The 25,243-nt window shown below is 39.6% G+C and carries 26 protein-coding genes and 1 tRNA gene; 8 read left to right on the forward strand and 19 right to left on the reverse strand.

All coding sequences use genetic code 11. From position 1 onward, the window contains the following. Positions 1–15: 15 nt before the first annotated feature. A complete protein-coding gene (locus PZ638_RS04160) occupies positions 16–1,317 on the reverse strand; it encodes an anaerobic C4-dicarboxylate transporter (RefSeq protein WP_094963063.1) in 1,302 nt (433 codons plus the stop codon). A 70-nt stretch (positions 1,318–1,387) separates the two neighbouring features. Then, positions 1,388–2,116: a cysteate racemase gene (gene cuyB, locus PZ638_RS04165; RefSeq protein ID WP_164455024.1), complete on the reverse strand. Its 729-nt coding sequence runs from the start codon at positions 2,114–2,116 to the stop codon at positions 1,388–1,390. 460 nt (positions 2,117–2,576) lie between these two features. Between cuyB and hypT the strand changes: the two genes are divergently transcribed. Beyond that, on the forward strand, positions 2,577–3,485 hold the full coding sequence (hypT, locus tag PZ638_RS04170) for a hypochlorite stress DNA-binding transcriptional regulator HypT (protein WP_004905229.1): 909 nt from the start codon (positions 2,577–2,579) through the stop codon (positions 3,483–3,485). Positions 3,486–3,589: 104 nt separating this feature from the next. On the opposite strand, the gene PZ638_RS04175 is transcribed toward hypT, so the two are convergent. The 3 genes from PZ638_RS04175 to PZ638_RS04185 form a co-directional block, all read right to left on the reverse strand. Continuing rightward, positions 3,590–4,303: an MgtC/SapB family protein gene (locus PZ638_RS04175; RefSeq protein WP_004905226.1), complete on the reverse strand. Its 714-nt coding sequence runs from the start codon at positions 4,301–4,303 to the stop codon at positions 3,590–3,592. Between the two features lie 159 nt (positions 4,304–4,462). Further along, entirely contained in the window at positions 4,463–5,713 is a 1,251-nt protein-coding gene (locus PZ638_RS04180) for an MFS transporter (RefSeq protein ID WP_004905224.1), read from the reverse strand. 14 nt (positions 5,714–5,727) lie between these two features. After that, the gene (locus PZ638_RS04185; RefSeq protein WP_094963067.1) at positions 5,728–6,549 is read right to left on the reverse strand and encodes an MBL fold metallo-hydrolase; all 822 of its coding nucleotides are present in this window, start codon (positions 6,547–6,549) and stop codon (positions 5,728–5,730) included. A 342-nt stretch (positions 6,550–6,891) separates the two neighbouring features. On the opposite strand from PZ638_RS04185, the gene PZ638_RS04190 reads away from it, so the two are divergent. Next, on the forward strand, positions 6,892–9,099 hold the full coding sequence (locus PZ638_RS04190) for an extracellular solute-binding protein (RefSeq protein ID WP_094963068.1): 2,208 nt from the start codon (positions 6,892–6,894) through the stop codon (positions 9,097–9,099). Between the two features lie 186 nt (positions 9,100–9,285). On the opposite strand, the gene PZ638_RS04195 is transcribed toward PZ638_RS04190, so the two are convergent. The 4 genes from PZ638_RS04195 to mutY form a co-directional block, all read right to left on the reverse strand. Beyond that, positions 9,286–9,361, reverse strand: a tRNA-Phe gene (locus PZ638_RS04195). A 183-nt stretch (positions 9,362–9,544) separates the two neighbouring features. After that, entirely contained in the window at positions 9,545–10,618 is a 1,074-nt protein-coding gene (gene mltC, locus PZ638_RS04200) for a membrane-bound lytic murein transglycosylase MltC (protein ID WP_004264664.1), read from the reverse strand. A 54-nt stretch (positions 10,619–10,672) separates the two neighbouring features. Then, positions 10,673–10,942, reverse strand: coding sequence for an oxidative damage protection protein (locus PZ638_RS04205; protein ID WP_004264665.1), 270 nt, complete (start codon positions 10,940–10,942; stop codon positions 10,673–10,675). Positions 10,943–10,952: 10 nt separating this feature from the next. After that, on the reverse strand, positions 10,953–12,005 hold the full coding sequence (gene mutY / locus PZ638_RS04210; RefSeq protein WP_144141308.1) for an A/G-specific adenine glycosylase: 1,053 nt from the start codon (positions 12,003–12,005) through the stop codon (positions 10,953–10,955). A gap of 289 nt (positions 12,006–12,294) precedes the next feature. On the opposite strand from mutY, the gene trmB reads away from it, so the two are divergent. From trmB to PZ638_RS04235, 5 genes are all read left to right on the forward strand, one after another. Further along, the gene (trmB, locus tag PZ638_RS04215; protein WP_206277726.1) at positions 12,295–13,014 is read left to right on the forward strand and encodes a tRNA (guanosine(46)-N7)-methyltransferase TrmB; all 720 of its coding nucleotides are present in this window, start codon (positions 12,295–12,297) and stop codon (positions 13,012–13,014) included. Continuing rightward, positions 13,014–13,346, forward strand: coding sequence for a YggL family protein (locus PZ638_RS04220; protein ID WP_004264672.1), 333 nt, complete (start codon positions 13,014–13,016; stop codon positions 13,344–13,346). Before trmB ends, PZ638_RS04220 begins: the two co-directional genes overlap by 1 nt. Positions 13,347–13,456: 110 nt before the next feature. Further along, positions 13,457–14,383, forward strand: coding sequence for a glutaminase B (gene glsB / locus PZ638_RS04225; protein ID WP_094962054.1), 927 nt, complete (start codon positions 13,457–13,459; stop codon positions 14,381–14,383). Positions 14,384–14,406: 23 nt separating this feature from the next. Beyond that, positions 14,407–15,138, forward strand: a complete 732-nt coding sequence (locus PZ638_RS04230; RefSeq protein WP_094962053.1) for a YggN family protein — start codon at positions 14,407–14,409, stop codon at positions 15,136–15,138. 203 nt (positions 15,139–15,341) lie between these two features. Then, positions 15,342–16,292: a siderophore ABC transporter substrate-binding protein gene (locus PZ638_RS04235; protein ID WP_110592327.1), complete on the forward strand. Its 951-nt coding sequence runs from the start codon at positions 15,342–15,344 to the stop codon at positions 16,290–16,292. Between the two features lie 161 nt (positions 16,293–16,453). On the opposite strand, the gene hemW is transcribed toward PZ638_RS04235, so the two are convergent. From hemW to rsmE, 9 genes are all read right to left on the reverse strand, one after another. Further along, positions 16,454–17,593, reverse strand: a complete 1,140-nt coding sequence (hemW, locus tag PZ638_RS04240; RefSeq protein ID WP_206277727.1) for a radical SAM family heme chaperone HemW — start codon at positions 17,591–17,593, stop codon at positions 16,454–16,456. After that, positions 17,586–18,179 (reverse strand): XTP/dITP diphosphatase, encoded by a 594-nt coding sequence (locus tag PZ638_RS04245; protein WP_094962051.1) that lies wholly within the window; start codon positions 18,177–18,179, stop codon positions 17,586–17,588. The genes hemW and PZ638_RS04245 overlap by 8 nt, the downstream gene beginning before the upstream one ends. 16 nt (positions 18,180–18,195) lie before the next feature. Continuing rightward, on the reverse strand, positions 18,196–18,780 hold the full coding sequence (locus PZ638_RS04250) for a YggT family protein (protein WP_094962050.1): 585 nt from the start codon (positions 18,778–18,780) through the stop codon (positions 18,196–18,198). 19 nt (positions 18,781–18,799) lie between these two features. After that, on the reverse strand, positions 18,800–19,621 hold the full coding sequence (gene proC / locus PZ638_RS04255; protein WP_206277728.1) for a pyrroline-5-carboxylate reductase: 822 nt from the start codon (positions 19,619–19,621) through the stop codon (positions 18,800–18,802). Between the two features lie 13 nt (positions 19,622–19,634). Beyond that, the gene (locus tag PZ638_RS04260) at positions 19,635–20,327 is read right to left on the reverse strand and encodes a YggS family pyridoxal phosphate-dependent enzyme (protein WP_094962049.1); all 693 of its coding nucleotides are present in this window, start codon (positions 20,325–20,327) and stop codon (positions 19,635–19,637) included. A gap of 147 nt (positions 20,328–20,474) precedes the next feature. Continuing rightward, positions 20,475–20,894, reverse strand: a complete 420-nt coding sequence (gene ruvX / locus PZ638_RS04265) for a Holliday junction resolvase RuvX (RefSeq protein WP_004264697.1) — start codon at positions 20,892–20,894, stop codon at positions 20,475–20,477. Then, positions 20,894–21,457 (reverse strand): YqgE/AlgH family protein, encoded by a 564-nt coding sequence (locus tag PZ638_RS04270; RefSeq protein ID WP_094962048.1) that lies wholly within the window; start codon positions 21,455–21,457, stop codon positions 20,894–20,896. Before PZ638_RS04270 ends, ruvX begins: the two co-directional genes overlap by 1 nt. A gap of 173 nt (positions 21,458–21,630) precedes the next feature. Continuing rightward, complete coding sequence (gshB, locus tag PZ638_RS04275) at positions 21,631–22,578, reverse strand: glutathione synthase (RefSeq protein WP_004264707.1); 948 nt, start codon at positions 22,576–22,578, stop codon at positions 21,631–21,633. Positions 22,579–22,587: 9 nt separating this feature from the next. Continuing rightward, a complete protein-coding gene (rsmE, locus tag PZ638_RS04280; RefSeq protein WP_004264709.1) occupies positions 22,588–23,319 on the reverse strand; it encodes a 16S rRNA (uracil(1498)-N(3))-methyltransferase in 732 nt (243 codons plus the stop codon). Between the two features lie 279 nt (positions 23,320–23,598). Between rsmE and PZ638_RS04285 the strand changes: the two genes are divergently transcribed. Then, positions 23,599–24,408 (forward strand): prepilin peptidase, encoded by an 810-nt coding sequence (locus PZ638_RS04285; protein WP_094962047.1) that lies wholly within the window; start codon positions 23,599–23,601, stop codon positions 24,406–24,408. Positions 24,409–24,469: 61 nt separating this feature from the next. Here PZ638_RS04285 and PZ638_RS04290 read toward each other — a convergent pair whose 3' ends face one another. Beyond that, positions 24,470–25,114 carry a DsbA family protein gene (locus tag PZ638_RS04290; RefSeq protein ID WP_004264718.1) on the reverse strand — a complete coding sequence of 215 codons (645 nt, stop codon included), beginning with the start codon at positions 25,112–25,114 and terminating at the stop codon, positions 24,470–24,472. Between the last annotated feature and the right edge of the window lie 129 nt (positions 25,115–25,243).

Below are 25,243 nucleotides of genomic sequence, written 5' to 3' on the forward strand. Positions count from 1 at the left end.
CCTCACACCCTAGTGTTAGACAATCATTGGTGCAATGATAAAACCGAAGGCGACACCTGCAATAATTCCACCTAGCCCTGGTAGCATAAAGGGGTGATTTAAAATATATTTTCCAACCCGAGTAGACCCTGTAGAGTCGAACTCAATGGCAGCTAATGATGTTGGGTAAGTGGGTAAGACAAATACCCCGGTGACGGCGACAAAAGAGGCCAATATTGCCCATGTCGGGACATCCAAGGCGATGGCTAATGGAATAATTAACGGTGTTGTGGCACCTTGTGAATATAACAAGGCACAAGTTAAGAACAGAACTAAAGCCAATAAAATAGGATATGCAGATAACACATCTCCTGCGATGGCCTTGATTTGGTCCATATGGGCATCAACAAAAGTAGTGCCTAATGTCACAATTCCGAGGATCACCGCAAGAGAACTCATTCCTGAGCGGAATGTTGGTGCTAGTACAATGGAATCCGGTGATGTTTTACAGAAAACTACCATCAAACATGCTGCACTTAGCATACAAATGATGATGATATCTCGTGTTCCCATCGGCTTACCAATATCAAAACCAGGACGTAATTGTGGGAATGCAGCGAGGATCACTATAGCAATAGTGGCAATAATGAATAGAACAACAGAGAATTTTTCTCTCGTTGTGCTCTCGCCTTTTTTCTCTTCGTACTTATGCACTAAGCCTTTTTGTAAACGTTCTAAATAGACCTCATCGTTTTCAAGTTCGCAGCCTTGACGCGATGCAATAAAGGCGGCAACCATAGCAGCAACAAAAGAGGCGGGTAAACATACTGACATGACAACGATAAAAGTGATGCCGTTACCTTCCATAATTGTCAACATCGCAGCCATTGCTGCACTGATTGGAGAGCCAGAAATAGCAATTTGTGAGGCAACCACTGAGCCTGCTAATGTTCTTGATGGTCGGATACCCGAATCTTTCGCAATTTCCGCTATCACAGGCAGCATAGAAAACACAATGAAACCTGTACCAGCCATGATAGTCATCACCCAAGTGGTAATTGGTGCTATTATATTCAAATACTTAGGATTTTTACGCATAAATTTACTGGCTAGGCGTACTAGATAATCCATCCCACCAGCAGCTTGTAATGCCGAAGCTGCTACCACGACCGTCATAATAATTAAAATAACATCAACAGGTGGTGATCCAATGGGTAAACCAAACCCGATGGTTAATACAGCTAATCCTAATCCACCACAGAGTCCTATACCTATTCCGCCCATGCGAATGCCAAAGAATATTGCACCTAATACAACAATGATTTCTAGCCAAACCATAATCGTCTCCAATAGACAATATATTGTCATTAGTAATATTGAAAAATTAATTTTTGATAATTGATATAAGTTAAATATTTTTATTTATCATTAAATTTTGTTTTCCGACTCTGTTTTCATACCAGTGAATACTTGCTCTGACTAATGAGCTGGTTGAGTCGATATATTTATCTGGATAATTATTTATTTCATTTGCAAGAATGACGGGGACTTCAGTACAGCCAAGAACAATAACTTCAGCTCCTCGAGAAAATAATGTCTCAGCTTGTTTTTTCATAATGGACTCAGCCATCTTTTTATTTCCTGACTTTAATAAATAAATGCTTTCCATTACATTTTCTTGGCTTTTTTTATCAGGAGTAATGCAATTTAAATAATTTCTCTCTATATTTTTTTGGTATAACCCCATATACATGGTGGCATTTGTTGCAAGTAATCCGATATTTTTTTTCTTAGTTGCTAGTACCTCTTTCATTGTCGTTTCAACGATACTTAGCATATCGACGTGGCAAACCTCTTTCAGTTCACTAAACCAAAAATGTGCGGTATTACAAGGTATAACAATGCATTCGGCACCTGCATTTTCTAGCTTTTTCAAATAGTCAGTCATTAAAGGTAGAGGAGATTCACCATGGTTTAATAGTGCGTCCGTTCGGTCTGGTATATCAGGAATAGATGATATAATTAAAGGAATATGCTCTTGGTCTCTATTTACCACGGTATAATTTACGAATTTATTAAATAAATCGACAGTAGCGGCAGGCCCCATACCACCTAATACACCAATTAAGCCTTTCATTTTAATACCCCTGCATTTCATTAGTCTTTTTATAAAATAAAAAACAATAAGAACTTATCTTTATTAATTTATTTAACATATACTTTAATGTTAAAATGGTTATTAACTTATTTATAACTGCCTAGCCTGTGGTTAATATTTATCAATGTTTATCTAAAATGAGAAATGCAAGTAAGTATGGTTTGATGCAAGATATGCATTAAGAGTTTTTATTCAAAATAAAAGCATTTTTATAAATGGCTCTGAAAGCCTGAATAGACTGGGCTCTATGGATTAAAAAAATCAAATGAAATTAATTTTTGATTTTTGTTAATGTTTTAAATGGTAGGGCTATGCATAATACAAATAACGCCACTACAAATTTAGTTTGATTATTTAACCAGTCATTAACTTAAAATATCAATAAAAATACTTTTGATTTTTTATATTTTAACAGCAAGTCAATTTAAGGCTTAATAAGATGAAAAATATAGAAACAAAATGGCTATATGATTTTTTAACACTAGAATCGTGCCGACATTTTTCTCATGCAGCAGAACAGCGAAGTATTTCTCAGCCCGCATTTAGCCGTCGTATTAAAGCTTTAGAGGAAGCTATTGGCGTTGAATTATTTGATAGAACGACGTCCCCTTTACAGTTGTCTGAAGAGGGCAAAATTTTTCATTCTCAAGCGCGTAGTTTATTACAACAACTGGAATGTAACTTAAATGAATTATCCGGCCATAATGTATTGAGCCTACCGAATATTAAAATTGCTGCTGCTCATTCGTTGTCGTTAACATTGCTCCCAAAATTAGTTCACGGGCTGTCTGGTTACGGTGGAGAATTTGTTTACCATGTTGAGGCTATTGATGTCGTACAAGTTGTGAACACATTGAGAGAAGGGAAAAGTGATTTTATTATCTCATTTTATGATGAAGATTTAATGCAATCACCATTTTCCTCATTGAATGTATTTGAATCTGAATTATACCCAATTTGTGCAGCGGATGAGCAGGGTAAGCCGCTATTTGACATCTATCAACCCCAAGTGCCGCTGCTGAATTATACCAGTGCTTCATATATGGGAAGATTAGTTAATCGTCGGTTAAGTGAGTTTGGTGCGATCAATTCAAAAACACTTTTTATGTCATCAATGAGTGAGTTACTAAAAAATATGGCTTTGGATGGCCATGGTATAGCATGGTTACCCATTTATTCTGTAGTGAATGAATTGAAAGAAAAAAAACTCGTTTGTTTGGATACACCTGAATTAACGATACCTATCCAAGCGTATATTTACCGCATGGATACACGACTAAATAAAACTGCAGAGGATTTTTGGCGTATTTTGAAAAAAAATATTCCAGAGGATTTACGGAATTTATAGTGGGGAAAGGTAATTTATAAGTAAATAACCTGCGAATATAAGCAGGTTATTTAAGTAATTCGCCTTTTATTTAGCGGAAATATAACACCTTAAAAGTGAGAAAATTAATGATCTAGAGAAACAGAATGCACATATTCCAACTGTTTTAAAGAACAGTAAAATTCAGGTAAAGTGATTTTTTGGCGTACTAATAGCTTTAAATTTACCTCGACGCGCTCTTTCTTGATATCTCTGATAGTGAGATTCTCAATTAAGTCCTTATGGTTTTTTAGATACTCAATAAGTAAAGGTACACCTTTTTCATGAGTAAATAGCATACGAACTTTAATTTTTCCTAGTTTTTGGTTTTTCATCTGAAATAATGCAACTTGGGGGCTGAGTTGTATTGCTAAGAAAAAAAGAACTGTAACTATGACCGCATGCCAGTAGAACCCCGAACCGCATGCAATTCCAACACCGGCAGATGCCCAAACAATGGCTGCGGTTGTTAGGCCTGAAATTGCATCATCACGCCGATGTAATATAACGCCAGCACCTAGAAAGCCTACTCCACTAATTATTTGTGCAGCTAATCTCATTGGGTCGCTACGTATATTGTCAGAGATATTGGCGTAATACTCCGCTGACTGAATAGAAACTATGGTTAATAAACAGCTAGCAACGGCAATAATGACACAAGTTTTAAAACCAACAGGCTTTCCCTTTGATTCACGTTCTAGGCCAATTAAGCCGCCTAAAACAAAGGCGGCCAACAGTTTAGAAATACTTGATAGTGATAAAGGGCCAATGGTGTCGACAAACTGTATAAATAAATCCATGGCTTGCTCCTGACGTAGCCTTAGCCTTTCCTCGATTTTTACTGTGTATACTCGTAATCCTTCAAGTTGCAGCGGTATTGACTACACTCAGCTAGCCGAGTCACATAGTTTATCTATGTTCCCCATCTATCTTCGCTTGTCGCCTACCCGCAACTCAAATCATTTGGGTATAGCAACGTTATTTACTACTTTTTCACCTTCGTTATTTTTCTTTTTAGATACGTCATCTTTAAAGAAGAAGATAAAGAAAACGGTGACAACAGCGGCGACGATAGCCGGGTAATGCCAGAATGTTCCCCATTGTGGTAATGCTGCGCTACCTGTCTCTGTGACAGTTGAATTAAAGATTTCACCACAAATTGTTGAAGCAAATAATAAGCCAAAGCCATTTGAAACAATAAAGCGTAAACCCTGAGCTTGCGCTCTGATCTCAGGTTTGGCTTTACGGTCAACGTAGATATCACCTGCTGTAAAGAAGAAGTCCCAGCATAATCCTTGAAGCATCAACCCTATAATAATGAAGTAAAAACCGGAATCTACTGCGGCATAGGAGAATAGCATTGAGCGAATAATCCAACTTACCGCGCCAAGAAGTAAGGTAATTTTGAAACCGAACTTCATTAAGAAGAAGGACAGAACGAACATAAATAGGACTTCACATGCAATACCAATTTGCATGATAGATGCCGCATTATCGAATCCCAGTGTTTTAATAAATACAGGAATATAAGCGGAGTAAGCTGTTTTCGGTATCATTAATACAAAGATGCTAAACATTAAGATAGCGAAATAGCGGTCTTTGAATAATGAAAGTGCATCTAAGCATAGAATATCTCTAGCGGAGAAAGGTTTACCTTTCGCTTTTGGCGGTGTATTTGGCAAAGTAAAGCAGTAAAAGCCTAATAATACAGCAACAGCCGATGCGATATACCAAGTCATGGTACTACCTGAAAAGCCCATTTCTCCTAATATAAATCCGATAGCCATAAAACCGAATGTGCCAAATACACGAATAATAGGGAAATATTTCACGCCATTAATATGAGAGAAGCTGATGCTATTAGAGAGTGCAGTTGTTGGATAAAACAGTAGCCCAATAATGAAAATCATAAACAGGGTCATACCGCTATTTTGTGCCTCAATAAATTGAGGAACACATAGAATAACGGCCGCATTAATTAAATGCAGTGTTCCCATTACCTTTTGTGAGGCAAAGAAGCGGTCTGCAACCATACCAATAAATAAAGGAGAAATAATGGTTGCCACACCTAATAAAGCGTAGGCATTACCAATAATATTTGCCATCCCATAAGTACTTAACACGAGTCCCATAGTCATATTCCATGCCCCTTGCATGAAATATTGCACAAACATCATAATGAGTAAGCGAGAGGTTATTTTCATATCCATGATTAGTTTTCCTCTTAATGTGCTTCTAGCGTTAATCCGTCATAAGCAACACGGATATTATAAGGTGCACAAATCGCTTCTAATTCTTCATGAAGTAATTTGCCACTATGGGAAATATGTGAAACAGCAATTTGAGTTTCTGAATGCAGACAGCCTTGTTGTTGCAGTTTTTCTTTGGCTGCAAATACAGTTTCTAAGCTCATGTGGTTATCTGTACAGTTTTTCCCATTGAGTCCGTAAGTGCATTCAAATACGACAATATCAAGCTGTTTATTTTCCAACCATTTCCATGTTAATTCAGGGAACCAACCTGAATCATGTCCATAAAAAATAGCTTTTCCAGCTTTTTCAATGTGATAGACGTAGCACAATTCCCATTTAGCATGGTTTGCGAGTAATGGCGTAATTTTATAACCATTTCTTTCTACAGTGACAAAAGGGATTAAGCAGTGGAAATCGAAACGTTCTTTGCTATAGCCAGGCAGAACATCAAGGCAGCCATTAATTGCTCGGTCATTACCAAAAATATGTAATGGATGGTAAATTTCAAAACCATAACCTTCCATGCGGCTAAATAAATCACCGACATTAAAATGGTCAGGGTGAGTATGGGTAAATAGCAGGCTTTCAAACTTGGTTGCATCCATTCCATCACGCATTAACTGATAGCTAAATGTCGGGGAAACATCGATCAGCATAAGATCATCTACAATAGCGGAAGAATGGGTTCTAATATCTTTCCCCCCGAGCTCTCTTGCTCTCTGGCAGTGCTCACAACGGCAGAAAGGATTTGGTATACCTTCAGAAGCCGCGGTGCCTAAGAAGTGAATTTTCATAATAATTACCTATATTTTATTGTTTTATATGTATTTTTTTAACCCTGATGTTGGCATTCAAATAAAAAACAAAGATATTTGAACGTTCCAATAATAATATTGGGGATTACTTTTGCCAATAAATGTTATTTTGATCAGTGATCTCATTCAAAGAATATTTTCAATGACATTGATTTTATTGATTTTTATTTTCAAATTGGAAAATGGCAATAAAAAAAGTATTTATATTACTAGCTTGCTTTATAAACGAATTAATTATGGAACGTTCAAAGTAATTATCAGTAGTCGCGATAAATAATTCAGGTATGCTATTGGTAGCAACAACCAAGGTGAAAAAAACAGATGGCAACAATCAAAGATATCGCAAAATTAGCAGGTGTTTCTCATGGGACTGTTTCTAACGTATTGAATAAACGGGGAAATGTGAGTGTTGAAAAAATTGAAGCAGTCTATAAAGCAGCAAAGCAAATGGGGTATCAGCTAAATACACAAGCTCAATTATTGAGAACCAATAAGAGTCAGAAGATAGCAATACTATTACCGCAATTAGTGTCTGATAAGTATGCAATATTTTTTAATTCATTTAGGCAATCAATGGCTCAGTATCCAGAGATAACTTATGATCTATTCTTGACGGATGATCTGGAAACGACAGAACTAGATGCATTACAAAAAATTGCGGCAGGTGGTTATAGGCAAGTAGTGGCAGTCAGTTGTTTGCAGGATGCCACTATCTATTTTGATACCTTAAAATTAGCGGCGTCTCAAATTATTTTTATTTACCGTCAGCCCACAAATGCTTACCACTTTTTCACACTGGATTACTCTCAGGCAACTGATGCGATATGCCAACAAATAGCCACAAGTCGAAGTCAATTAGTAGGTATTTTTAGTGATGATCATGGAAATCTAGAGAACGCCACTTTTGTCAGTGAGTTACAAAATAACCTTAAACAGAAGGCTCCGAATAAAAAATTTATTATTATTCGTGCTTCTAATGATGAATCTTATAAGGCGGCTTTTGATTTTTTCTCTGGAGAGCAGATTCCTGATTTATTTGTTGCTGAAGACATTGAAAAAGCGAGTTTTTTAACCCAAGCAAGTTTTTTTGGTAGCGAAGGTGATTGCCCCGCAATTTTTGCTTTAAGCGGTAACATTCCTCCTATACTAAAAGGGTTACATTGCTTCCCAATGAACTATGCACAATTAGGGTTGGAAGTGGTCGATGAACTGATGAGAGAAGATCATGAAAAGAAAACTGCGGGGACAAATACTGCCTATGTTCGTAATCAAAGTGGTAACCTTTATACGGCAACATCGGCAATAATTACTGACAATAAATCTGATCCAACCCTGAATTTACTCATTTTACCGAGTCCTTCAACAAACGCACTTAAAAAACTACTGCCACATTTTTATAGACAAACAGGAATTAAGGTTAATTTAGCGGTTTATCCTTATGATGAAGTTTATCAGATATTAGGGCAACTCCATTTACACCCTTATTATGATTTACTACGTATCGATATGGCCTGTTTTCCCTGGTTTGCGGAGCGCATTCTACAACCATTAGATAAAGTAGGAAGAGGGGTGACTGATTTATTAAATAACTTTTCCTTACCGACTCAGCAAAAATATAGTTTGGTGAATGATACTGCTTATGCCATGCCATTTGATGCCAGTGCGCAAATGTTGTTTTATCGTAAAGATCTCTTTGAAGATCCTATTTTAAAAAGAATGTATTACGAGAAAACAGGGCAAGAACTAATAGTACCCACTTCTTTTACTGAATATGATCAGGTAACTCAATTTTTCACAGAGCTACATGAAGAAGGTGAGTTTTTACGGCCTATTGGTGCATCAACGACGTTAGGTAGTGCAGGGTTAATTGCCACTGAGTATTTATTAAGGTATTACGCCGCTGGCGGAAAATTGATAAGTAATGGCCATATTCCTAGGTTAGAAATGCCATTAGCGGGTCAAGTATTAAATGAATACCTTCATCAGGTTTCTATGACAGAAAATATTCATAATAAATGGTGGAGTGAATCCGTCGAGCAATTTGAGCAAGGAAAACTAGCCATGTTAATTGCTTATATGAACCTATTTAACGATGTCGCTTATAGTAATATTTTCCCTAAAATTGGCTTTGCTTCTGTACCTGGGGGAATTCCTCAATTGGGGGGGGGAGCATTAGGGGTTTCTCGCTATAGCCAAAAAACTCATTATGCAGAACAATTTTATCGTTGGCTCTATTCACCGATAGTAATGGATCACCTCATATTATTGGGTGGCAACAGTAATCACCAAGATTTCAGCCATAATCAAGAGATTTGCTATCGTTATCCATGGATGCCGCTGGCGTATCAAGAAATAAACCGAGGGATCCGTGAGTCTTCAATTCCAAACGGTAAGTTGTTTAATTTACGCCAAGCTGAAGTCATTATTGGGCAAGGTATTACTAACGTTGTGAACAAAATCATGACGATAGATGAAACGATTGAATATATTAACCAACGGTTATTAGTTGATACGCAAGGCGAGAGATAAATATCGGTTTAATTAGAGTTTTAAATCAGCGGATAAACATATGATAAGGCGTCATTACTTTTCAATTTTATCCGCACAAGCTATCTTCTTCGCAAAAGTAATTTGTGATGAAGAGCGTTTTGCTCAGTAATTTTATAGGTAGATACAAAGCAAAAACCCGCCTTTTGGGCGGGTTCTTTAAATAAGTGGTGCCCGGACTCGGAATCGAACCAAGGACACGGGGATTTTCAATCCCCTGCTCTACCGACTGAGCTATCCGGGCAACGGAGCGTATTAAACCTGATTTCATTGGTTGAGTCAAGGCGCTTTCAATAAACTTTTGACTGTATGCGCTTTTTTTCAACATGTTAGCTAGTTTTTAATCGAAAACACATAAAATTATTAAGGTTAATGACTAATACCAGCCTTAAATCAGATTTTGGCTGGCATTCACTATTGGAAAATTTTAACGTAGATAATTTTTCTGTGCTTTGTTCACTTTAATCAGGTAATTACGTGACTCTGCAGCAGGGTGCTTAGTGGACAAGGTTTCATACACTTCACCCGGTTCTAAATTATTAATACGCTGCGCGGCTTGCTTTTTATCGCTGTGGAACACCCGCAGAACGCTGCCTGCGCCGCCATTATATGCGGTAATAACAGCATAACGGCGTGAGGTTTGATTACGAATATCGCCTAAGTAGCTGTTTTGCAATATGGCTAAGTAAGCCGTACCCGTATCAATATTTTTTTCTGGGTCAAACAAATAGCTACGGCTAGGAACACCGGATTTCCCTTGTGAGCGGAAAACATCTTTGCCGGCGGTATTTGGCATAATTTGCATTAAACCAAGCGCATCAGAGCGGCTAACTGCATAAGGGTTGAAACTCGACTCAATTTGCATAATCGCGAGGATTAATGACTCATCAACACCATATTTGGCCGCAGATTTCTTAATATAAGGTAAATATTTATGAGCCCGTTTATCTAAATGGTTTGGTACTAATTGCATAGTCACGGACCAAACAATATTCATACCAGACTGTCTGCGCTGCATTTTATTTTCAATCAGATAATCAGCAAACTTTGTGGCTCTCCATTCCCAACGAATCGCTTCTCCTGTGTTATCGAGCACTTGGCCAAATAAAAAGGGTTCTTTGCTGTGAGGAATATCATTGATATCAGAATAGAGGTCAATGGAATTGGGGTCGTCCCCCATTAATAAGGTGGTGACAATAGCTTTCTTTAAGTGCTGTGAAGGCTCTACCGCTGAAATAGTCTCAACCGTAATGGTCCCTGCATCAAAATTAATATGGCTACGAGTTCGGTATTCATCGGTATATTTTACGTAGTCTTTTGGACCCGCAATTAATACTTCTTTAATGCCCCAAATATTTTCAATATTGTGGGCAAATTGACCCATTAATATATCGAACCCATTGGTATCTTTGACATAATCAGGGTTAAAGTCAGATTTTTGCTTGCTAGAACAAGAAATAATTAGAGGGATCAACAAACTCAGCGCAAATAGTTTTTTCATACGATTCACAGTCTTGGGGCAAAAGTCTACCTACTAAGTAGGTAGACAAACAGATTATTTTTCAGGAGTATAGCCATCAATATGGATATCGTGGCCTTCAAACAAGAACTTAATCATTTCTTGTTCTAACATTTTACGGTCATCAGGGTTCATCGTATTAAGTTTCTTTTCATTAATGAGCATGGTTTGCTTTGTCATCCACTGACTCCACGCCTCTTTTGAAATCTCGTTAAAAATACGTTTTCCTAACTCACCTGGGTAAAGCTGAAAATCTTGCCCATCTGCATCACGTTGTAAAAATGTACAAAAAATGGTTCTACTCATTAATTTTTCCTCAAATATCAGGTAGTAAGGCGAGCTGTTTTAGTAAACTTTCAACTGGGGCAGCAAGGCCGATAGTTGCGCCTAAGTGTAAGTTATACCAGAGTCCTTTGCCTTCATCCATGGCAGAATTAAATGCCTGAATCTTAACTTTTACAGGGATAATATCTAAATGAAAATGGCTAAATGTGTGACGGAAAGAAATTAATTGCTCTAATTGAGTATACTCAAAGCCAGATTCGTTCAGCCAATCATTGAGTTGCTCTAAAGAATCAAACTGTGGAAAGGCAAATAACCCCCCCCAAATACCGGATGGTGGGCGTTGTTCTAACCACACATCATCGTCGTGCTGAATAATTAGAAACCAAGCACTCTTTTCAGGGATTTTCTGTTTGGGTTTTTTACCTGGGTAGTTTTGCCATGAATGATTAGCATAGGCCATACAGCCAAAATTAAGCGGGCATAGTTCGCATTTTGGTTTACTGCGAGTGCAGACCATTGCGCCTAAATCCATCATCGCTTGGTTAAAAAATTCAACTCCCACTTGTGGGGTGACATCAGTGCTGATTTCCCACAAACGGTTTTCGACTTCTTTTTTACCCGGCCAGCCATCAACCGCATAAGCTCGAGCTAATACGCGTTTAACATTACCATCGAGGATAGGGTAATGCTGTTTTTGCGATAATGATAAAATTGCCCCAGCAGTGGACCGGCCAACCCCGGGCAGCGCTAAAACCTCATCAAATGTAGTGGGAAATGAGCCATCATATTGAGTCGCGATCACTTGAGCGGTTTTATGGAGATTTCTAGCCCGGGCGTAATAGCCGAGCCCTGTCCATAAGTGCAAAACTTCATCAAGAGGAGCGTTGGCAAGGGCGGTCACATCCTCAAAGCGAGAGATAAACTTCTCAAAATAAGGGATTACAGTACTCACTTGGGTTTGTTGCAGCATAACTTCTGATAACCAAACATGGTAAGACGATTTTTCCTGTTGCCATGGCAACGTCTTACGACCATATTTGTGATACCAGTTAAGTACTGCAGATGAAAATTGTTGAGCTTCCATTAATAATTTTATTTTTTATTGATATTTCCAGTCATGGTAGGAATTGCAACATAGACGAAGGGGGCTGTAAACCGCTATTGTGTTGTTTAGTGTAAAGTTAGCGAATTATCAACTGCATCCTTGTGGAAGTTTTGCTAAACTCCGATATCCATCATGCCTCAAGGGTAAAGTTAATCACTACAACTTGGGCATTTAGGGCTGTAAATTGATAGGTTTGGTAACCAATCACCTTATAAACTTGATTGTTGGCACATTAACTTAATTGGGCACTCATTTTAGAACCTTTATTATGATCAATAATGTTATCTCCCCCGAATATAATGAAGATGGGCGGGTTATGCGCCGAGTCCGTAGTTTTGTCCGCCGTCAAGGGCGTCTGACAAAACGTCAGGAAGACGCATTAGAAAAAGAATGGGCAGAAAAAGGCATCGATTTTATCAATGAACCTTTTGATTTTGTCAAAGTATTCAATAACTTAAATCCAGTTACCTTGGAAATTGGGTTTGGGATGGGCGCCTCATTGGTGACCATGGCATCTCAGAATGCAGATAAAAACTTTTTAGGTATTGAAGTTCATGCTCCCGGTGTTGGCGCATGTTTAGCATCAGCAAAAGAAGAAAACGTCACCAATTTACGGGTGATGTGCCATGATGCAATAGAAGTTTTAGACTGCATGATCCCAAACGGCAGCCTTGCGATGGTTCAGTTATTTTTCCCTGACCCATGGCATAAAGCGAAACATAATAAGCGCCGTATTGTGCAAGTTCCGTTTGCAGAAAAAATTCGTAGCAAACTAGCTATCGGCGGTGTTTTCCATATGGCAACAGATTGGCAGCCTTATGCAGAGCATATGCTTGAAGTGATGACGAGTGTCGAAGGGTATAAAAACTTATCACCATCAGGTGATTACGTTCCTCGTCCAGAAACAAGACCAGAAACAAAATTTGAAAAGCGCGGCCAGCGGTTAGGGCACGGTGTATGGGATTTAATGTTTGAGAGGATCAAATAATGGCTAAACAACCACGTAGTCGTCGTTTACGTAAAAAATTACGCTTGGATGAGTTCCAAGAGTTAGGCTTTACTGTTAAGTGGAGCTTTAAAGAAGGTACGCCGATTGAGGAAGTTGACAGCACCGTTGACCAACTGATTGCAGAAGCGATTGAACCGAATGGTTTGGCGTTTGAAGCAAGTGGCTATATGAACTGGGAAGGGATCGTTTGCTTACAAAAAATTGGCAAATGTACCGAAGAGCACCGTCAAATTGTTGAAAATTGGCTAAAATCAAAAGGCATGAATGACGTCGTCGTTTCTGAGCTGTTTGATGTTTGGTGGGAAGAATAATTTTATTGAGTCAATCTCAATAAATAAACTGAGCTTTCAGTCGTTTGAAGAGGCATCCAAAAATTGGGTGCCTTTATTTTCTGTTGCAAATACTATCTGGAGTCAACGTTTTGAGCGCCATGTTTTCTAACCAGCTACTCAACGATATCCTAGACCAAGTTCGCCCACTGATTGGGCAAGGTTGTGTTGCAAATTATATTCCTGCTTTAGGTTGCGTACCTTCCCACCATTTAGGCATTGCGGTATCCACGATTGACGGTGATATTTTCACCGCAGGGGACGCATATCAACGTTTTTCAATTCAATCTATTTCAAAAGTATTAAGCCTCACGCTTGCAATGACACGTTATGAGGAAGAGGAAATCTGGAGCCGCGTAGGTAAAGAACCCTCAGGGCTACCCTTTAATTCGTTAATTCAAATTGAAATGGAAAAGGGGATACCTCGAAACCCGTTTATCAATGCGGGAGCCATTGTTATTGCTGATATGTTGCAATCACGCCTAAGCGCACCTAAACAGCGCATGCTAGAGTTTGTCCGAAAGTTGTCCTGTGAACCGGATATCAGTTATGACACGGTTGTCGCTCGTTCAGAATTGGAACACGCCAGTCGTAATGCAGCTATTGCTTATCTTATGAAATCTTTTGGGAATTTTGAAAATGATGTTTTAACGGTTCTCGAAACTTATTTTCATTATTGCTCTCTAAGTATGAACTGTGTTGAATTAGCGAGGTGTTTTTCCTATTTAACATCGCAAGGGATGTCATCTTGCTCCATTGACCCCATCATCACGCCACTACAATCAAGGCAAATCAACGCATTAATGATGACTTGTGGTATGTATGACGGTTCTGGTGAGTTTGCATTTCGGATAGGAATGCCCGGCAAGTCTGGTGTTGGTGGCGGTATTGTTTGTGTGGTTCCAAACCAATTTACCGTAGCGGTTTGGTCACCTGAGCTAGACTCGGCGGGGAACTCTTTAGTCGGCTGTGCGGCTTTAGAGTTATTATCGAAACGAATTGGGCGTTCTGTTTTTTAATTAATGCTCTACTAGGAGATTTTATGTTACGCCGTACATTAATTGCATTTTCACTCCTTGCTTGTGCGACGAGCCAAGCTGCAGATTATAACTGTTCTGTAACACCAAAGGATGACATCGTTATGACACCTGGAAGTGTGCAAGTTATTGGTGCAAGTGGCGATTTAAAAATTACGCCAAATGGTGATATCACGCTTAACGGTAAAAATGTTGCTGCAACAGAGGCCCAAAAGCAGCAAGCTATTCGTTACCAAGCCTCTATCCGTCAGGATTTACCTTGGATAAAACAAGAATCAGAAAAAAAATTATCAACTTCAAGGGAAACGATAGACAAAGTTGTCGTTAAAGTGGTTGGTAGCGATAGCAATATCCGTAACCGGTTAACAAAACTAGAAAAAGAGCTTAATGGGCAAATCAATCAAATTATTGAGACTCGCCCTAATGGTTATGTATTTCACCATGAAGCCATGAAAACTGTTGAAGCGAAAGGACGCGAGCTAGTTAATGAAAGCTTGGGGGGCATTTTACAAGACAGCATCAACGAAATGGGGCGCAAGCAATTATTATCGGGTGGTGATGCTAATAAAGCGCTACAAGGTATGTTAGGGAACTTAGGCGGGTTACAACAAGAGCTCGAATCTGAATGGAAAAAACAAGAGAAAAGCTTCCAGCAATTTGGCCAACAAGTTTGTTCTAAAGTAACCTCAATAGAGCAACAACGCGTCTCATTACTTAATTCAATCAAAAGTAGCTGATAGCACTAAAATCACAATAACCTTATGAGCAGTAATGTATTTTTTGTACATTACTGTTTTTTTATTTTATCTCTATCATCAATTTGTGTGATATTAATTCCATTAATGGGAATGAAAATGAAATTGATTCTTATTTGATTGACATCTAAGCTGCTCACTTTACAATGCGGGTTTGGCTTAATGACTAAATTGGGATCATTTAAATGAAAAAGTTCATTCCTGCTCTCCTTGTTTCTGTGTTGTCATTCTCTGCGCCTTTCGCTCTCAGCGCTGAATCTACCACTTTCACGCCAAATGCGGTGATAGCACAAGGTGTTGAAAAAGTGACGATCAAACACCTATCAGGTGAAACTGAAGTCGTGAAAAAACCACAAAAAGTGGTTCTGTTTGATTTCGGTGTTTATGACTCAATGCAAAAACTCGGCTTAGGTGACAAGGTTGTTGCGCTACCAACTGGCAATGCTCCCGCTTATATAAAAGGCAGCATTCCTGCATCAATGGAAAATGCAGGTGGAATGAAACAACCTGATTTAGCCAAAATCGCGCAATTAAAACCTGACCTTATTGTGATCACGGGTCGTCAAGGTAAGTCTTATGATGAGTTATCAAAAATTGCACCCACCATCAATTTAGGCTCTGATAGCAAGCACTATATTGATTCTGTAAAAGCCAACATTGGTGTGATTGGTGAGCTCTATGGTAACCAAAAAGCGGTTGATGAGCAGTTGGTTCAATTAGATAAAGTCATCGCAGACGCCCAGAAGAAAGCGGCTGATTCTAATAAAAAAGTGTTAGTGCTGATGCATAATGACGGCAAATTAATTCCAAACAGCCAAGCTGTTGTTTACAACGTTGTGAAAGCGCAACGCGCTGACCTACCTGTTGATGAAAGTGCAGATAAAGCAAAACGTCGTGTAGTGGATACCAAAACTATTGCTCAAGCGAATCCAGACGTGATCCTGATTGTTGACCGTAGCGAAGCGATTGGTGCAGGTAAACTGGATAAAACGGTATTTGAAGACAGCAATATTCAAGAAACCAAAGCTTATAAAGACGGCAAAATTACTTACCTGCAATCTGACTTATGGTATTTGTCAGGTGGTGGTTTAGTTAGCTTAACTGAACAAGTTAATGCGGTGGTGAATGCTCTATAACAGATATCTGCCACTGTCTTATTGATGGTGGCAATATGTATTACCTCAATTGTTATTCTTGTCTATTTCATTTTTATCTCTAAACAAAAGCCCACGTCAAATAAAGTGGGCTTTCATCTGATTTATAAGTGAAATGATATTATAAATAGATCGAATAACCGCTACTCTTCACCTAAAAATAACTCTAATAGGGAATTGAGAAACAATTTTCCATGCTCAGTGATCTGCCATTCATCCACAGTTTCTGTGATATAGCTTTTCGCTAAGGCTTCATCAATAGCCGCTCTAACTGTTGATTCTGGTAACCCTGTATATTGGGTAAATTCAGCGCGAGGCATAGCTTCAAGCAGACGAAAGCGGTTCATGAAATATTCAAATGGCCTATCGGAGGCATCAACATCATAGGATTGGTGCATATAACGCCCCTCCATATAACCTCGAGGGTGTTTTGTTTTTACGGTTCGTAAAATTTGACCATCTTCAAAAGAAATTTTTCCATGAGCACCACAACCGATGCCTAAATAGTCACCAAAGCGCCAGTAATTGAGATTGTGTTGGCATTGGTAACCGGGTTTAGCATAGGCGGATGTTTCATATTGCTGATAACCTGCCGCGCTCAATAATTTATGGCCTTCGGTGTAAATATCCCATAGTGTATCGTCATCGGGTAATACCGGAGGACGTGAGCCAAACTGAGTGTTGGGTTCAATGGTTAATTGGTACCAAGACAGGTGCGGAGGTGCAAGTTCAATGGCTTGGCGCAGGTCAGATAAACCTTCAATTTGAGTTTGCGCAGGTAACCCATGCATTAAATCGAGGTTAAAGCTTCTTAAATTAAGATTAGTGGCCAACTGAGCGGCGCGTTTCGCTTCATCAGCGCCATGAATACGCCCTAAAGTGATTAATTTGTCATTACCGAAACTTTGTACACCAATAGAAATACGGTTGATTCCTGCTGCTTGGTAACCTGCAAAACGGCCAGCCTCAATAGTGCCGGGGTTTGCTTCCATGGTGACTTCTGCGTGAGGGTCTAAATCAACTCTCTGACGTACGCCATCCATTAATGCTTGCATTGACTCAGCACTTAATAAACTGGGCGTTCCACCCCCAATAAAAATGGTTTTTACCGAACGCCCTGCAACTAATTTTGCATCAATGTCTAAATCGGCCAACAAGTGTGCCACATATTCTTGCTGAGGAATTTCCCCCTTAAGTGTGTGCGAGTTGAAGTCACAATAAGGGCATTTTTGCACACACCAGGGGATATGGATATACAGGCTCAGCGGGGGTAATTTAAGCATTCTTCAGCGCATCCAACATCATTGTGAGGGCTCTTCCACGATGTGAAACGGCTTGTTTTTCTGCTTTTGTTAACTCTGCTGAGGTGCAACCTAATTCAGGAACATAAAATATAGGGTCATAACCGAAGCCACCTTGGCCTTTGCGTTCATGAGTTATGACACCGTGCCAGCGACCATGAAAAACCAACGGCGTTGGGTCTTCTGCATGGCGTAAATAGACCAGAACGCAGTTGAATTGAGCCTGACGTTGGTCGTCAGGCACATTTTTCATTGCTTCAAGTAATTTTATCAGGTTTTGCTCATCGGTCGCATCTTCCCCTGCATAACGTGCAGAGTAAATGCCAGGTGCGCCACCGAGTGCATCAACAGAAATTCCTGAATCATCAGCAATTGCGGGTAACCCGGTTTGTGCTGCTGCATGGCGTGCTTTTAAGATCGCATTTTCAATAAAGGTTAAGCCTGTTTCTTCTGCAGATTCAACACCTAATGAGGTTTGTGCGACGATATCCATCCCAAAGTCACGTAGTAGGTCAGCTAACTCATTCACTTTCCCGGGGTTACCGGTGGCTAAAACAACTTTTTGCATTATTTAAAACTCGTTTTTACATAATACCAATGGAATACATCATTGCAGTCAATGATGGGTCAATCATCAGTGAGATATCAACACGCAGATAATTCAGCGCGATTAAAATAAACATTACAATCATTGCGGAGAAATCTAACCCGCCCATAGCAGGGATAATACGACGAATTGGCGCCATTAAAGGTTCTGTTAATTGGTATAATAAATAGTCTACAGGATTACGGCCTTGGCTGACCCAGCTTAAAATTGCACGGATTAAAATCATCCAAAAAATCAATTTACCGGTATAGGTTAATAATAAAATCAGCCCCATAGGTAAAATACTTATGCCTAAAATAGGGAGCAAGTTAGTCGCCCACATACCAAAAATAATAGCTGCAATGGCTAAAATAAATGCCACAACCACTGAAGCGGTATCTATTGCGCCAAAAGAAGGAATGACTCGGCGCAATGGTGCGACGATAGGCTGTGTTGCTTTGACAACAAATTTCGAAAAGGGATTGTAAAAATCTGCACGCACCCACTGCATCCATACGCGCAGCAGTAATACAAAAATATACAGTTGAATCAGGGTAGTAACGACGAATACTAAGGTCTGCATGGTGAGTTCCGCGATTAATTTAAAAAAGTTTTTCCATTTCTTCCGCTCTATTTATTGTGCTTTGCATTGCATCGGCAACAATCTGCGGAAGATTTCCATTATAAAATTGCTCTAAAGCCATCGCGGTGGTACCGCCTTTAGAGGTGACTTGTTCACGTAGAGTCGAAAAAGCCGTGTCATTTTGTGACTTAGCAAGTTCTACAGCCCCCTCAATCGCATGAAGAACGAGCTCTCTAGCTTGTTGTTTATCATAACCGAGTTGCTCTGCTTTTTGCTGCATTGATTCCATAAATAGAAAGAAATAGGCAGGAGAGCTACCAGTAATAGCAATAATGTTATTGATTTCTTGTTCTTGTTGGCACCAAATCGTTGAGCCGACACTTTGCATCAGTTCTTGTGCAAATTGTTTGTCTTGCTCTGAAACTTTCCCTTGAGCAAATAGCCCACTAACGCCTTTCCCTACCAATGATGGCGTGTTTGGCATGATGCGCACTAAATTCAGCGAATGAGCGAAATAGTCGTTATAACGTTCTGCTGGGATCCCAGCCGCAATGGTTAGGACTAATTTTTGCTCAAAATCAGCCGCATTTTGTAGTGGTTCACATACTTCTTTCATCATTTGCGGCTTAACGGCAAGGACAATCACATCCGCAGCTTTGACAGCGGCTAAGTTATCATGACTGCTGATAATGCCATATTGTTCAGCCAGTTTATCTCGACGCACAGGTGTCGGAGAACACACCGTGATCATCGATGCAGGGTAACCATGGTTAACCAGCCCAGCAATGATGGCGTGAGCCATATTTCCGGCGCCGATGAAGGCAATTTTACGATGTTGCATTCTGTTCTCCTATTTATTGGTGATATTGGCGCGCGCCAAAAATAGCGGTTCCTATGCGAACAAGTGTTGAACCGCAATGGATTGCTGCACGCATATCGTCAGTCATCCCCATTGAAAGAGTGTCAACCGTGGGATAAGTGGTTTTTAATTGTTCAAATGCCTCATTCATCTGATGAAACACGGCACACTGGCGTTCATAATCCGTTTCAGGCGCAGGGATCGTCATCAGGCCGCGTAACACTAGGTTTGGCATAGTAGCGACCTGTGCAGCAAGTTCTGCGACTTCTGCTAGTGTTATACCCGATTTACTGTTTTCATCGCTGATATTAATTTGAATTAGCACATTGAGAGGGGCTTTTTCACTAGGACGTTGGTCATTTAAGCGCTGAGCAATTTTCGCTCTGTCTAAAGTATGAAACCAGTCAAAATGTTCAGCGACAAGGCGGCTTTTATTTGACTGTAATGGGCCAATAAAATGCCAAATAAGGTCATTTCTATGCGAAAAATATTGAATTTTCTCAACACCTTCTTGAACATAATTCTCACCAAATTGGCGCTGACCTGCCTCAATGGCTTCTGAAATAGCTTCACAAGGTTTTGTTTTACTTACCGCGAGTAGCGTAATGTCCTGTGGTGAGCGCTGGCACTCTGCGGCAGCATGCTCAATACGCGCGGTGACATCAGAGATATTATTTTGAATGGTCATTATTTTATTCAATATGGTTTATTCAATACTATTTTATTCATGTCATACATGAATAGCGGCTGTTGACCATAGTGTAAAGCAAATTACATCAGAACGGCACCATGGCGTGAGATTAAGCTAAAAATAACCACGCAAAATACGCAATAATTACATCTGTTGTTCAAACCAGCTTTCAAGGATCACCACGGCAGAGGCTGAATCAACTTTGCCTTTGCTTAGTGCTCGATAACCGCCTTGTTCAAAAAGGCCTGCTTTTGCTTCAACCGTGGAAAGACGTTCATCATGTAATTCGACTTTAACACCAAAACGGCCATGAATCCGATTTGCAAAATTACGGGCTTGGCTTGTAACAAGTTGCTCGGTACCATCCATATTAAGGGGAAGGCCGACAATAACCAACTGAGGTTGCCATTCTTTAAGTAACTTTTCGATTTGTTGCCAATCAGGACGGCCGTCACTGGCTTTTAGTGAGGTTAGTGGTCGTGCAGTACCTGTAATTTCTTGCCCAACCGCTACACCGATACTTTTGGTTCCAAAATCAAAGGCTAACAATGTTCTTCCAGACATTAAGCATGCCCCGCTTGCATTGAAATTGTATGAATATCAACACCAATTAATTTAGCCGCGGCACTCCAGCGTTCATGAATGGGTGTGTCAAAAATAAGCTGAGGAGAAGCTTCAACGGTTAGCCAGCTATTTTCCATAATTTCACGCTCAAGTTGGCCTGGCTCCCAGCTTGCATAACCTAGCGCCACTAATGAGTTGGTAGGCGAGTGCTCACTTCCTAAAGTCTCTAAGATATCTTTTGACGTCGTCACCATAACGTCATCATTTAAATGCAGGCTAGATAAAAAGCCTTTAATTGGTGTGTGTAAGATAAACCCATGTTCTTCTGCAACAGGGCCCCCCGCAATGACGGGCTTTTTTAAATTACGGTTATCAATTTTATCTGAAATCGTAATTTCGAGTTTTTTGAGCATCGTATCGACAGAAAAGTCATCAATAGGTTTGTTAATCACGATCCCCATCGCCCCTTTTTCATTGTGCTCACACACATAAACGACCGACTGTTCAAAATAAGGGTCTGTTAAGGATGGCATGGCGATAAGAAAATGGTTTTGCAGATTCAAACTTAGACTCCAGCAAATTTAAAAACAATTGATAGAACACAATAAAAGGCAAAACTATAAGGTGGTAAATAAAACTGATGACTTTTACCGTTTGAAAACAATATATCTTGTTAAAACAATATATTGTGTGAAAAAAATAAAAATCATCAGTAAAGATAAACCACTGCTATAAATTATTTATTGAGACGGCGTTCAATGGCATCCATTAACATACCGGTAATGGAGATATCAAATGCGGCTTCAATTTCCCGTGCACACGTTGGGCTGGTCACGTTAATTTCAGTTAAACGGTCACCGATGATATCAAGACCAACAAAAATTAAGCCTTTTTCTTTTAATGTTGGCGCGACAGCACGCGCAATGGCCCAGTCACTTTCACTTAATGGACGCGCTTCCCCACGGCCACCCGCAGCAAGGTTACCTCGGGTTTCGCCTTGAGCTGGAATTCGTGCTAAACAATACGGAACGGGTTCACCATCAACAACTAAGACACGTTTATCACCATCTTTAATTGCTGGCAGGAAGTTTTGTGCCATGCAGTAGCGGGAGCTATGTTCTGTTAGCGTTTCAATAATCACACCCACATTTGGGTCATCTTGTTTGAGGCGGAAAATCGAAGCGCCGCCCATACCATCGAGTGGTTTAAAAATGACATCGCCATGTTTTTGGTGAAATTCTCTCAATTTTTGTGGGCTGCGAGTGACTAATGTGTCCGGTGTTAATTCAGCAAACCAAGCCGTAAACAATTTCTCATTACAGTCGCGTAGGCTTTGCGGCTTATTCACAATTAGGGTGCCGGCTTGTTCCGCTCTTTCTAAAATATAAGTCGCATAGATAAATTCAGTGTCAAAAGGCGGGTCTTTACGCATTAAAATGGCATCAAGTGAACTTAGGGCGATATCTTGTTCGCCATGAAATTCATACCATTTTTCAGGGTTTTCTTCGACCGTCACGATTTTTGTTTGTGCGCGAGCTTCACCTTGGTGTAAATACAGGTCATTCATTTCCATATAATGGATTTCATAACCACGACGCTGAGCTTCCAACATCATTGCAAAACTGGTGTCTTTCTTGATTTTGATGGATGAAATAGGATCCATCACTATACCGAGCTTGATCATTTTTTCTCCTTACCCCAGATCACCTAAGCGCACTTGCAGTGCTGTGATAGCGGTTAGCGCAGTCGTTTCTGTTCGTAATACTCGAGGCCCTAACAGTATATCGGTAAATTGATAGTTTGCTGTCATGGCAATTTCGTCTGCTGACAAGCCACCTTCAGGGCCAATCAACAATCGTACTTTCTTTAGTTCAGTGGGTAGCGTATTAATACTTTCTGTCGCCCGTGGGTGTAAATTGACTTTAAACGCACCGTCATTCTCGGTGCACCAGGCTTCAAGGGTTTGCACTGGGCGAATTTCTGGAATTCGGTTGCGGCCGCATTGTTCACAGGCTGCAATTGCAATTTTTTGCCATTGTAGTAATTTTTTTTCGAGTCGTTCGCCATCTAAGCGAACACCACAACGTTCTGATAATAAAGGTGTTATTGTATTAACTCCGAGTTCGACAGATTTCTGGATGGTAAATTCCATTTTTTCCCCACGAGACATGACTTGCCCTAGGTGCAAATCGAGCGGGGATTCTCTATCATCAATTTGGCTATTTTCAATGTGTACGAATACGTTTTTTTTAGTTGCTTCAGTAATTTCAGCACTAAAGGTCTGATTGCTGCCATCAAAAAGTTCGAGTTTTTGGCCAGCAGTCATGCGTAGCACCCGGCCGACATGGTTTGCGGCATCATCACCAAGAGAAATTGTTGTATTTATTTGAAGAGGCTCTGGGTGATAAATGCGTGGAATGCGCATAGCTTTTCCTTAGTACAAACTGGGTTAATAAATAATATAACTTTGATGAATATGGGGGTTGAATTGTTAAACTCAAGCGCTACTACCTAGTTTATAACGAAATACTGACCTTTTATAGTATGTCTGTGCCATAAGCGATATCTTAAACAGTGATGAAAGCAAACTAGGAGATCATGATATTCGAATAAACCGACTCCACTCAACGGAATTAAAGTGTTGGGAGCATCGAAAATTCACAGTATATTTATTTTTATCTCCATAAAGGAATAAGGAGTTAATATGAGGGAACTAATTTGTATTTTTATATCATCAGCTATATCTATTATTTCACCGTCTGAGCAGTTTATATTATCATGCCAAAATGGAAAATTTACAAATCCGTTTGATTTTGTTTGTATTTTTTCTGCTTTGATTATGTTATTAATCTCTTTTTTCTCGACTAAAAAGCTGCTTGTTTATTTACCAGTTGTTTTTTTTGATAAATCAAAAATTTTTATTAAAAATACTATTCTACTTCTAATATATGGCGTATTAATTTTTATAATATATTGGACATCTGATGGTTTATATATGGTTTTATTTTTGACACTATATATTAATTTGATAATTCCATTATTCATCATTGATAATAAAATAGGTTATCTCCCTGATATTCTTACATACCCATTATTATGGTTGGGGCTGTTATATCAAATTCATTTGCCAAATGGGAATGTGGTTTCAGCTATTTACGCGGTGCTGATCAGTTACTTAGTAATGCTTATGGTGGTGACATTGGTTGAAAAACAAACGTCTCAGCCACAAATGGGGAGGGGGGATTTTAAACTCGTTGCCGCTTGTTCTGCCTGGCTTGGGGTTTGGCAGCTTCCTTACTTTCTGGGGACTGCCGCAGGGGTAGGGCTATTACAATATTGGGTAATCTATGGGTTATTGCCTAAAATATATCAAAAGAAGCAACAGGCGAATCAGGCCTACCCTGAGATACTATCTGGGGCAAAAATAGCTAAAAAAACGAAGACGATCCCATTTGGCCCTGCGCTAATTATTAGTGCTAGCATATGGTTGTATTTATCAATAATTGAATATTAAATTAAAAGACAACCATACGTGCATGCATGAAAGGGGTGAGTAAAAATCGGAGTTGTAGTTGTTAAGACGCTGCTGTTACTAGAGAGTCTAAAAACTGCTGCCATTTACTCGGCTCACCGAGGTAATTTTGTAATGGAACACGCAACCATCTATCCTGTTGTTGTATTAACAGTGTTGGAAAACCGGATGCACCTGACTGCGCTAACAGAGCCTTACTTGTTCCAATGTGGGCCGCAGTTTCATGTTGCTCACACTCACTGTAGTCGGACACATACTGGGTTACATCGAGGCCAATTTCTTTGGCGAGCTCAAGAAGTACCGCGGTATCTTTAATATGGCGTCCTGAAATATAGTGTGCTTTTTGAATGGCTTTAAGCATTTCAAAGCCTTTGCCTTGCTTGGTTGCCGCTAATATAGCGGTTTGCGGTGGTGTTGAGTCCATAACCAAATTAGGTTCGTGTAGCATTTTTATATAGTCATCGCCAAACACTTGCCCTGTCATTGATGCAATGCGCTTATCGGATTGCAGAATATATTGGCGAAAATTATCATCTAAATGTAGACGAGCGTCACCTGCTAGCATGCCTCCACCATGCATTTCAATGTTGATACTTGGGTGTTGCTTGGCAATTTCGACTAAAGGCGCAGCGGCATAGCACCAGCCGCAATAAGGGTCATAAATATAGTGTAGGGTGATGTTACTCATAATCGTTCTCTTTATTTGCTATTTTTAAGTAATTTGAATTAAGTTGTATCATTATCATCAAAAGATTAATACCACTGTCATCTAGTTAAATCAGCCAAATTGTTTTAGGTAAGTCATTCAGTGTGTAGA

This window comes from Providencia hangzhouensis, assembly GCF_029193595.2.
Taxonomy (GTDB): domain Bacteria; phylum Pseudomonadota; class Gammaproteobacteria; order Enterobacterales; family Enterobacteriaceae; genus Providencia; species Providencia hangzhouensis.

Excerpts from the sequence above, each read along its gene's own strand:
- PZ638_RS04230 (WP_094962053.1), top strand. The coding sequence starts at position 14,407 with ATGTTACGCCGTACATTAATTGCATTTTCACTCCTTGCTTGTGCGACG.
- hemW (WP_206277727.1), bottom strand. The coding sequence starts at position 17,593 with ATGCTTAAATTACCCCCGCTGAGCCTGTATATCCATATCCCCTGGTGT.
- trmB (WP_206277726.1), top strand. The coding sequence starts at position 12,295 with ATGATCAATAATGTTATCTCCCCCGAATATAATGAAGATGGGCGGGTT.
- PZ638_RS04180 (WP_004905224.1), bottom strand. The coding sequence starts at position 5,713 with ATGGATATGAAAATAACCTCTCGCTTACTCATTATGATGTTTGTGCAA.
- PZ638_RS04235 (WP_110592327.1), top strand. The coding sequence starts at position 15,342 with ATGAAAAAGTTCATTCCTGCTCTCCTTGTTTCTGTGTTGTCATTCTCT.
- PZ638_RS04205 (WP_004264665.1), bottom strand. The coding sequence starts at position 10,942 with ATGAGTAGAACCATTTTTTGTACATTTTTACAACGTGATGCAGATGGG.
- PZ638_RS04160 (WP_094963063.1), bottom strand. The coding sequence starts at position 1,317 with ATGGTTTGGCTAGAAATCATTGTTGTATTAGGTGCAATATTCTTTGGC.
- cuyB (WP_164455024.1), bottom strand. The coding sequence starts at position 2,116 with ATGAAAGGCTTAATTGGTGTATTAGGTGGTATGGGGCCTGCCGCTACT.
- PZ638_RS04220 (WP_004264672.1), top strand. The coding sequence starts at position 13,014 with ATGGCTAAACAACCACGTAGTCGTCGTTTACGTAAAAAATTACGCTTG.
- PZ638_RS04290 (WP_004264718.1), bottom strand. The coding sequence starts at position 25,114 with ATGAGTAACATCACCCTACACTATATTTATGACCCTTATTGCGGCTGG.
- PZ638_RS04185 (WP_094963067.1), bottom strand. The coding sequence starts at position 6,549 with ATGAAAATTCACTTCTTAGGCACCGCGGCTTCTGAAGGTATACCAAAT.
- PZ638_RS04285 (WP_094962047.1), top strand. The coding sequence starts at position 23,599 with ATGAGGGAACTAATTTGTATTTTTATATCATCAGCTATATCTATTATT.
- proC (WP_206277728.1), bottom strand. The coding sequence starts at position 19,621 with ATGCAACATCGTAAAATTGCCTTCATCGGCGCCGGAAATATGGCTCAC.
- mltC (WP_004264664.1), bottom strand. The coding sequence starts at position 10,618 with ATGAAAAAACTATTTGCGCTGAGTTTGTTGATCCCTCTAATTATTTCT.
- PZ638_RS04260 (WP_094962049.1), bottom strand. The coding sequence starts at position 20,327 with ATGACCATTCAAAATAATATCTCTGATGTCACCGCGCGTATTGAGCAT.
- PZ638_RS04250 (WP_094962050.1), bottom strand. The coding sequence starts at position 18,780 with ATGCAGACCTTAGTATTCGTCGTTACTACCCTGATTCAACTGTATATT.
- mutY (WP_144141308.1), bottom strand. The coding sequence starts at position 12,005 with ATGGAAGCTCAACAATTTTCATCTGCAGTACTTAACTGGTATCACAAA.
- gshB (WP_004264707.1), bottom strand. The coding sequence starts at position 22,578 with ATGATCAAGCTCGGTATAGTGATGGATCCTATTTCATCCATCAAAATC.
- PZ638_RS04190 (WP_094963068.1), top strand. The coding sequence starts at position 6,892 with ATGGCAACAATCAAAGATATCGCAAAATTAGCAGGTGTTTCTCATGGG.
- rsmE (WP_004264709.1), bottom strand. The coding sequence starts at position 23,319 with ATGCGCATTCCACGCATTTATCACCCAGAGCCTCTTCAAATAAATACA.
- ruvX (WP_004264697.1), bottom strand. The coding sequence starts at position 20,894 with ATGTCTGGAAGAACATTGTTAGCCTTTGATTTTGGAACCAAAAGTATC.
- PZ638_RS04175 (WP_004905226.1), bottom strand. The coding sequence starts at position 4,303 with ATGGATTTATTTATACAGTTTGTCGACACCATTGGCCCTTTATCACTA.
- PZ638_RS04245 (WP_094962051.1), bottom strand. The coding sequence starts at position 18,179 with ATGCAAAAAGTTGTTTTAGCCACCGGTAACCCCGGGAAAGTGAATGAG.
- hypT (WP_004905229.1), top strand. The coding sequence starts at position 2,577 with ATGAAAAATATAGAAACAAAATGGCTATATGATTTTTTAACACTAGAA.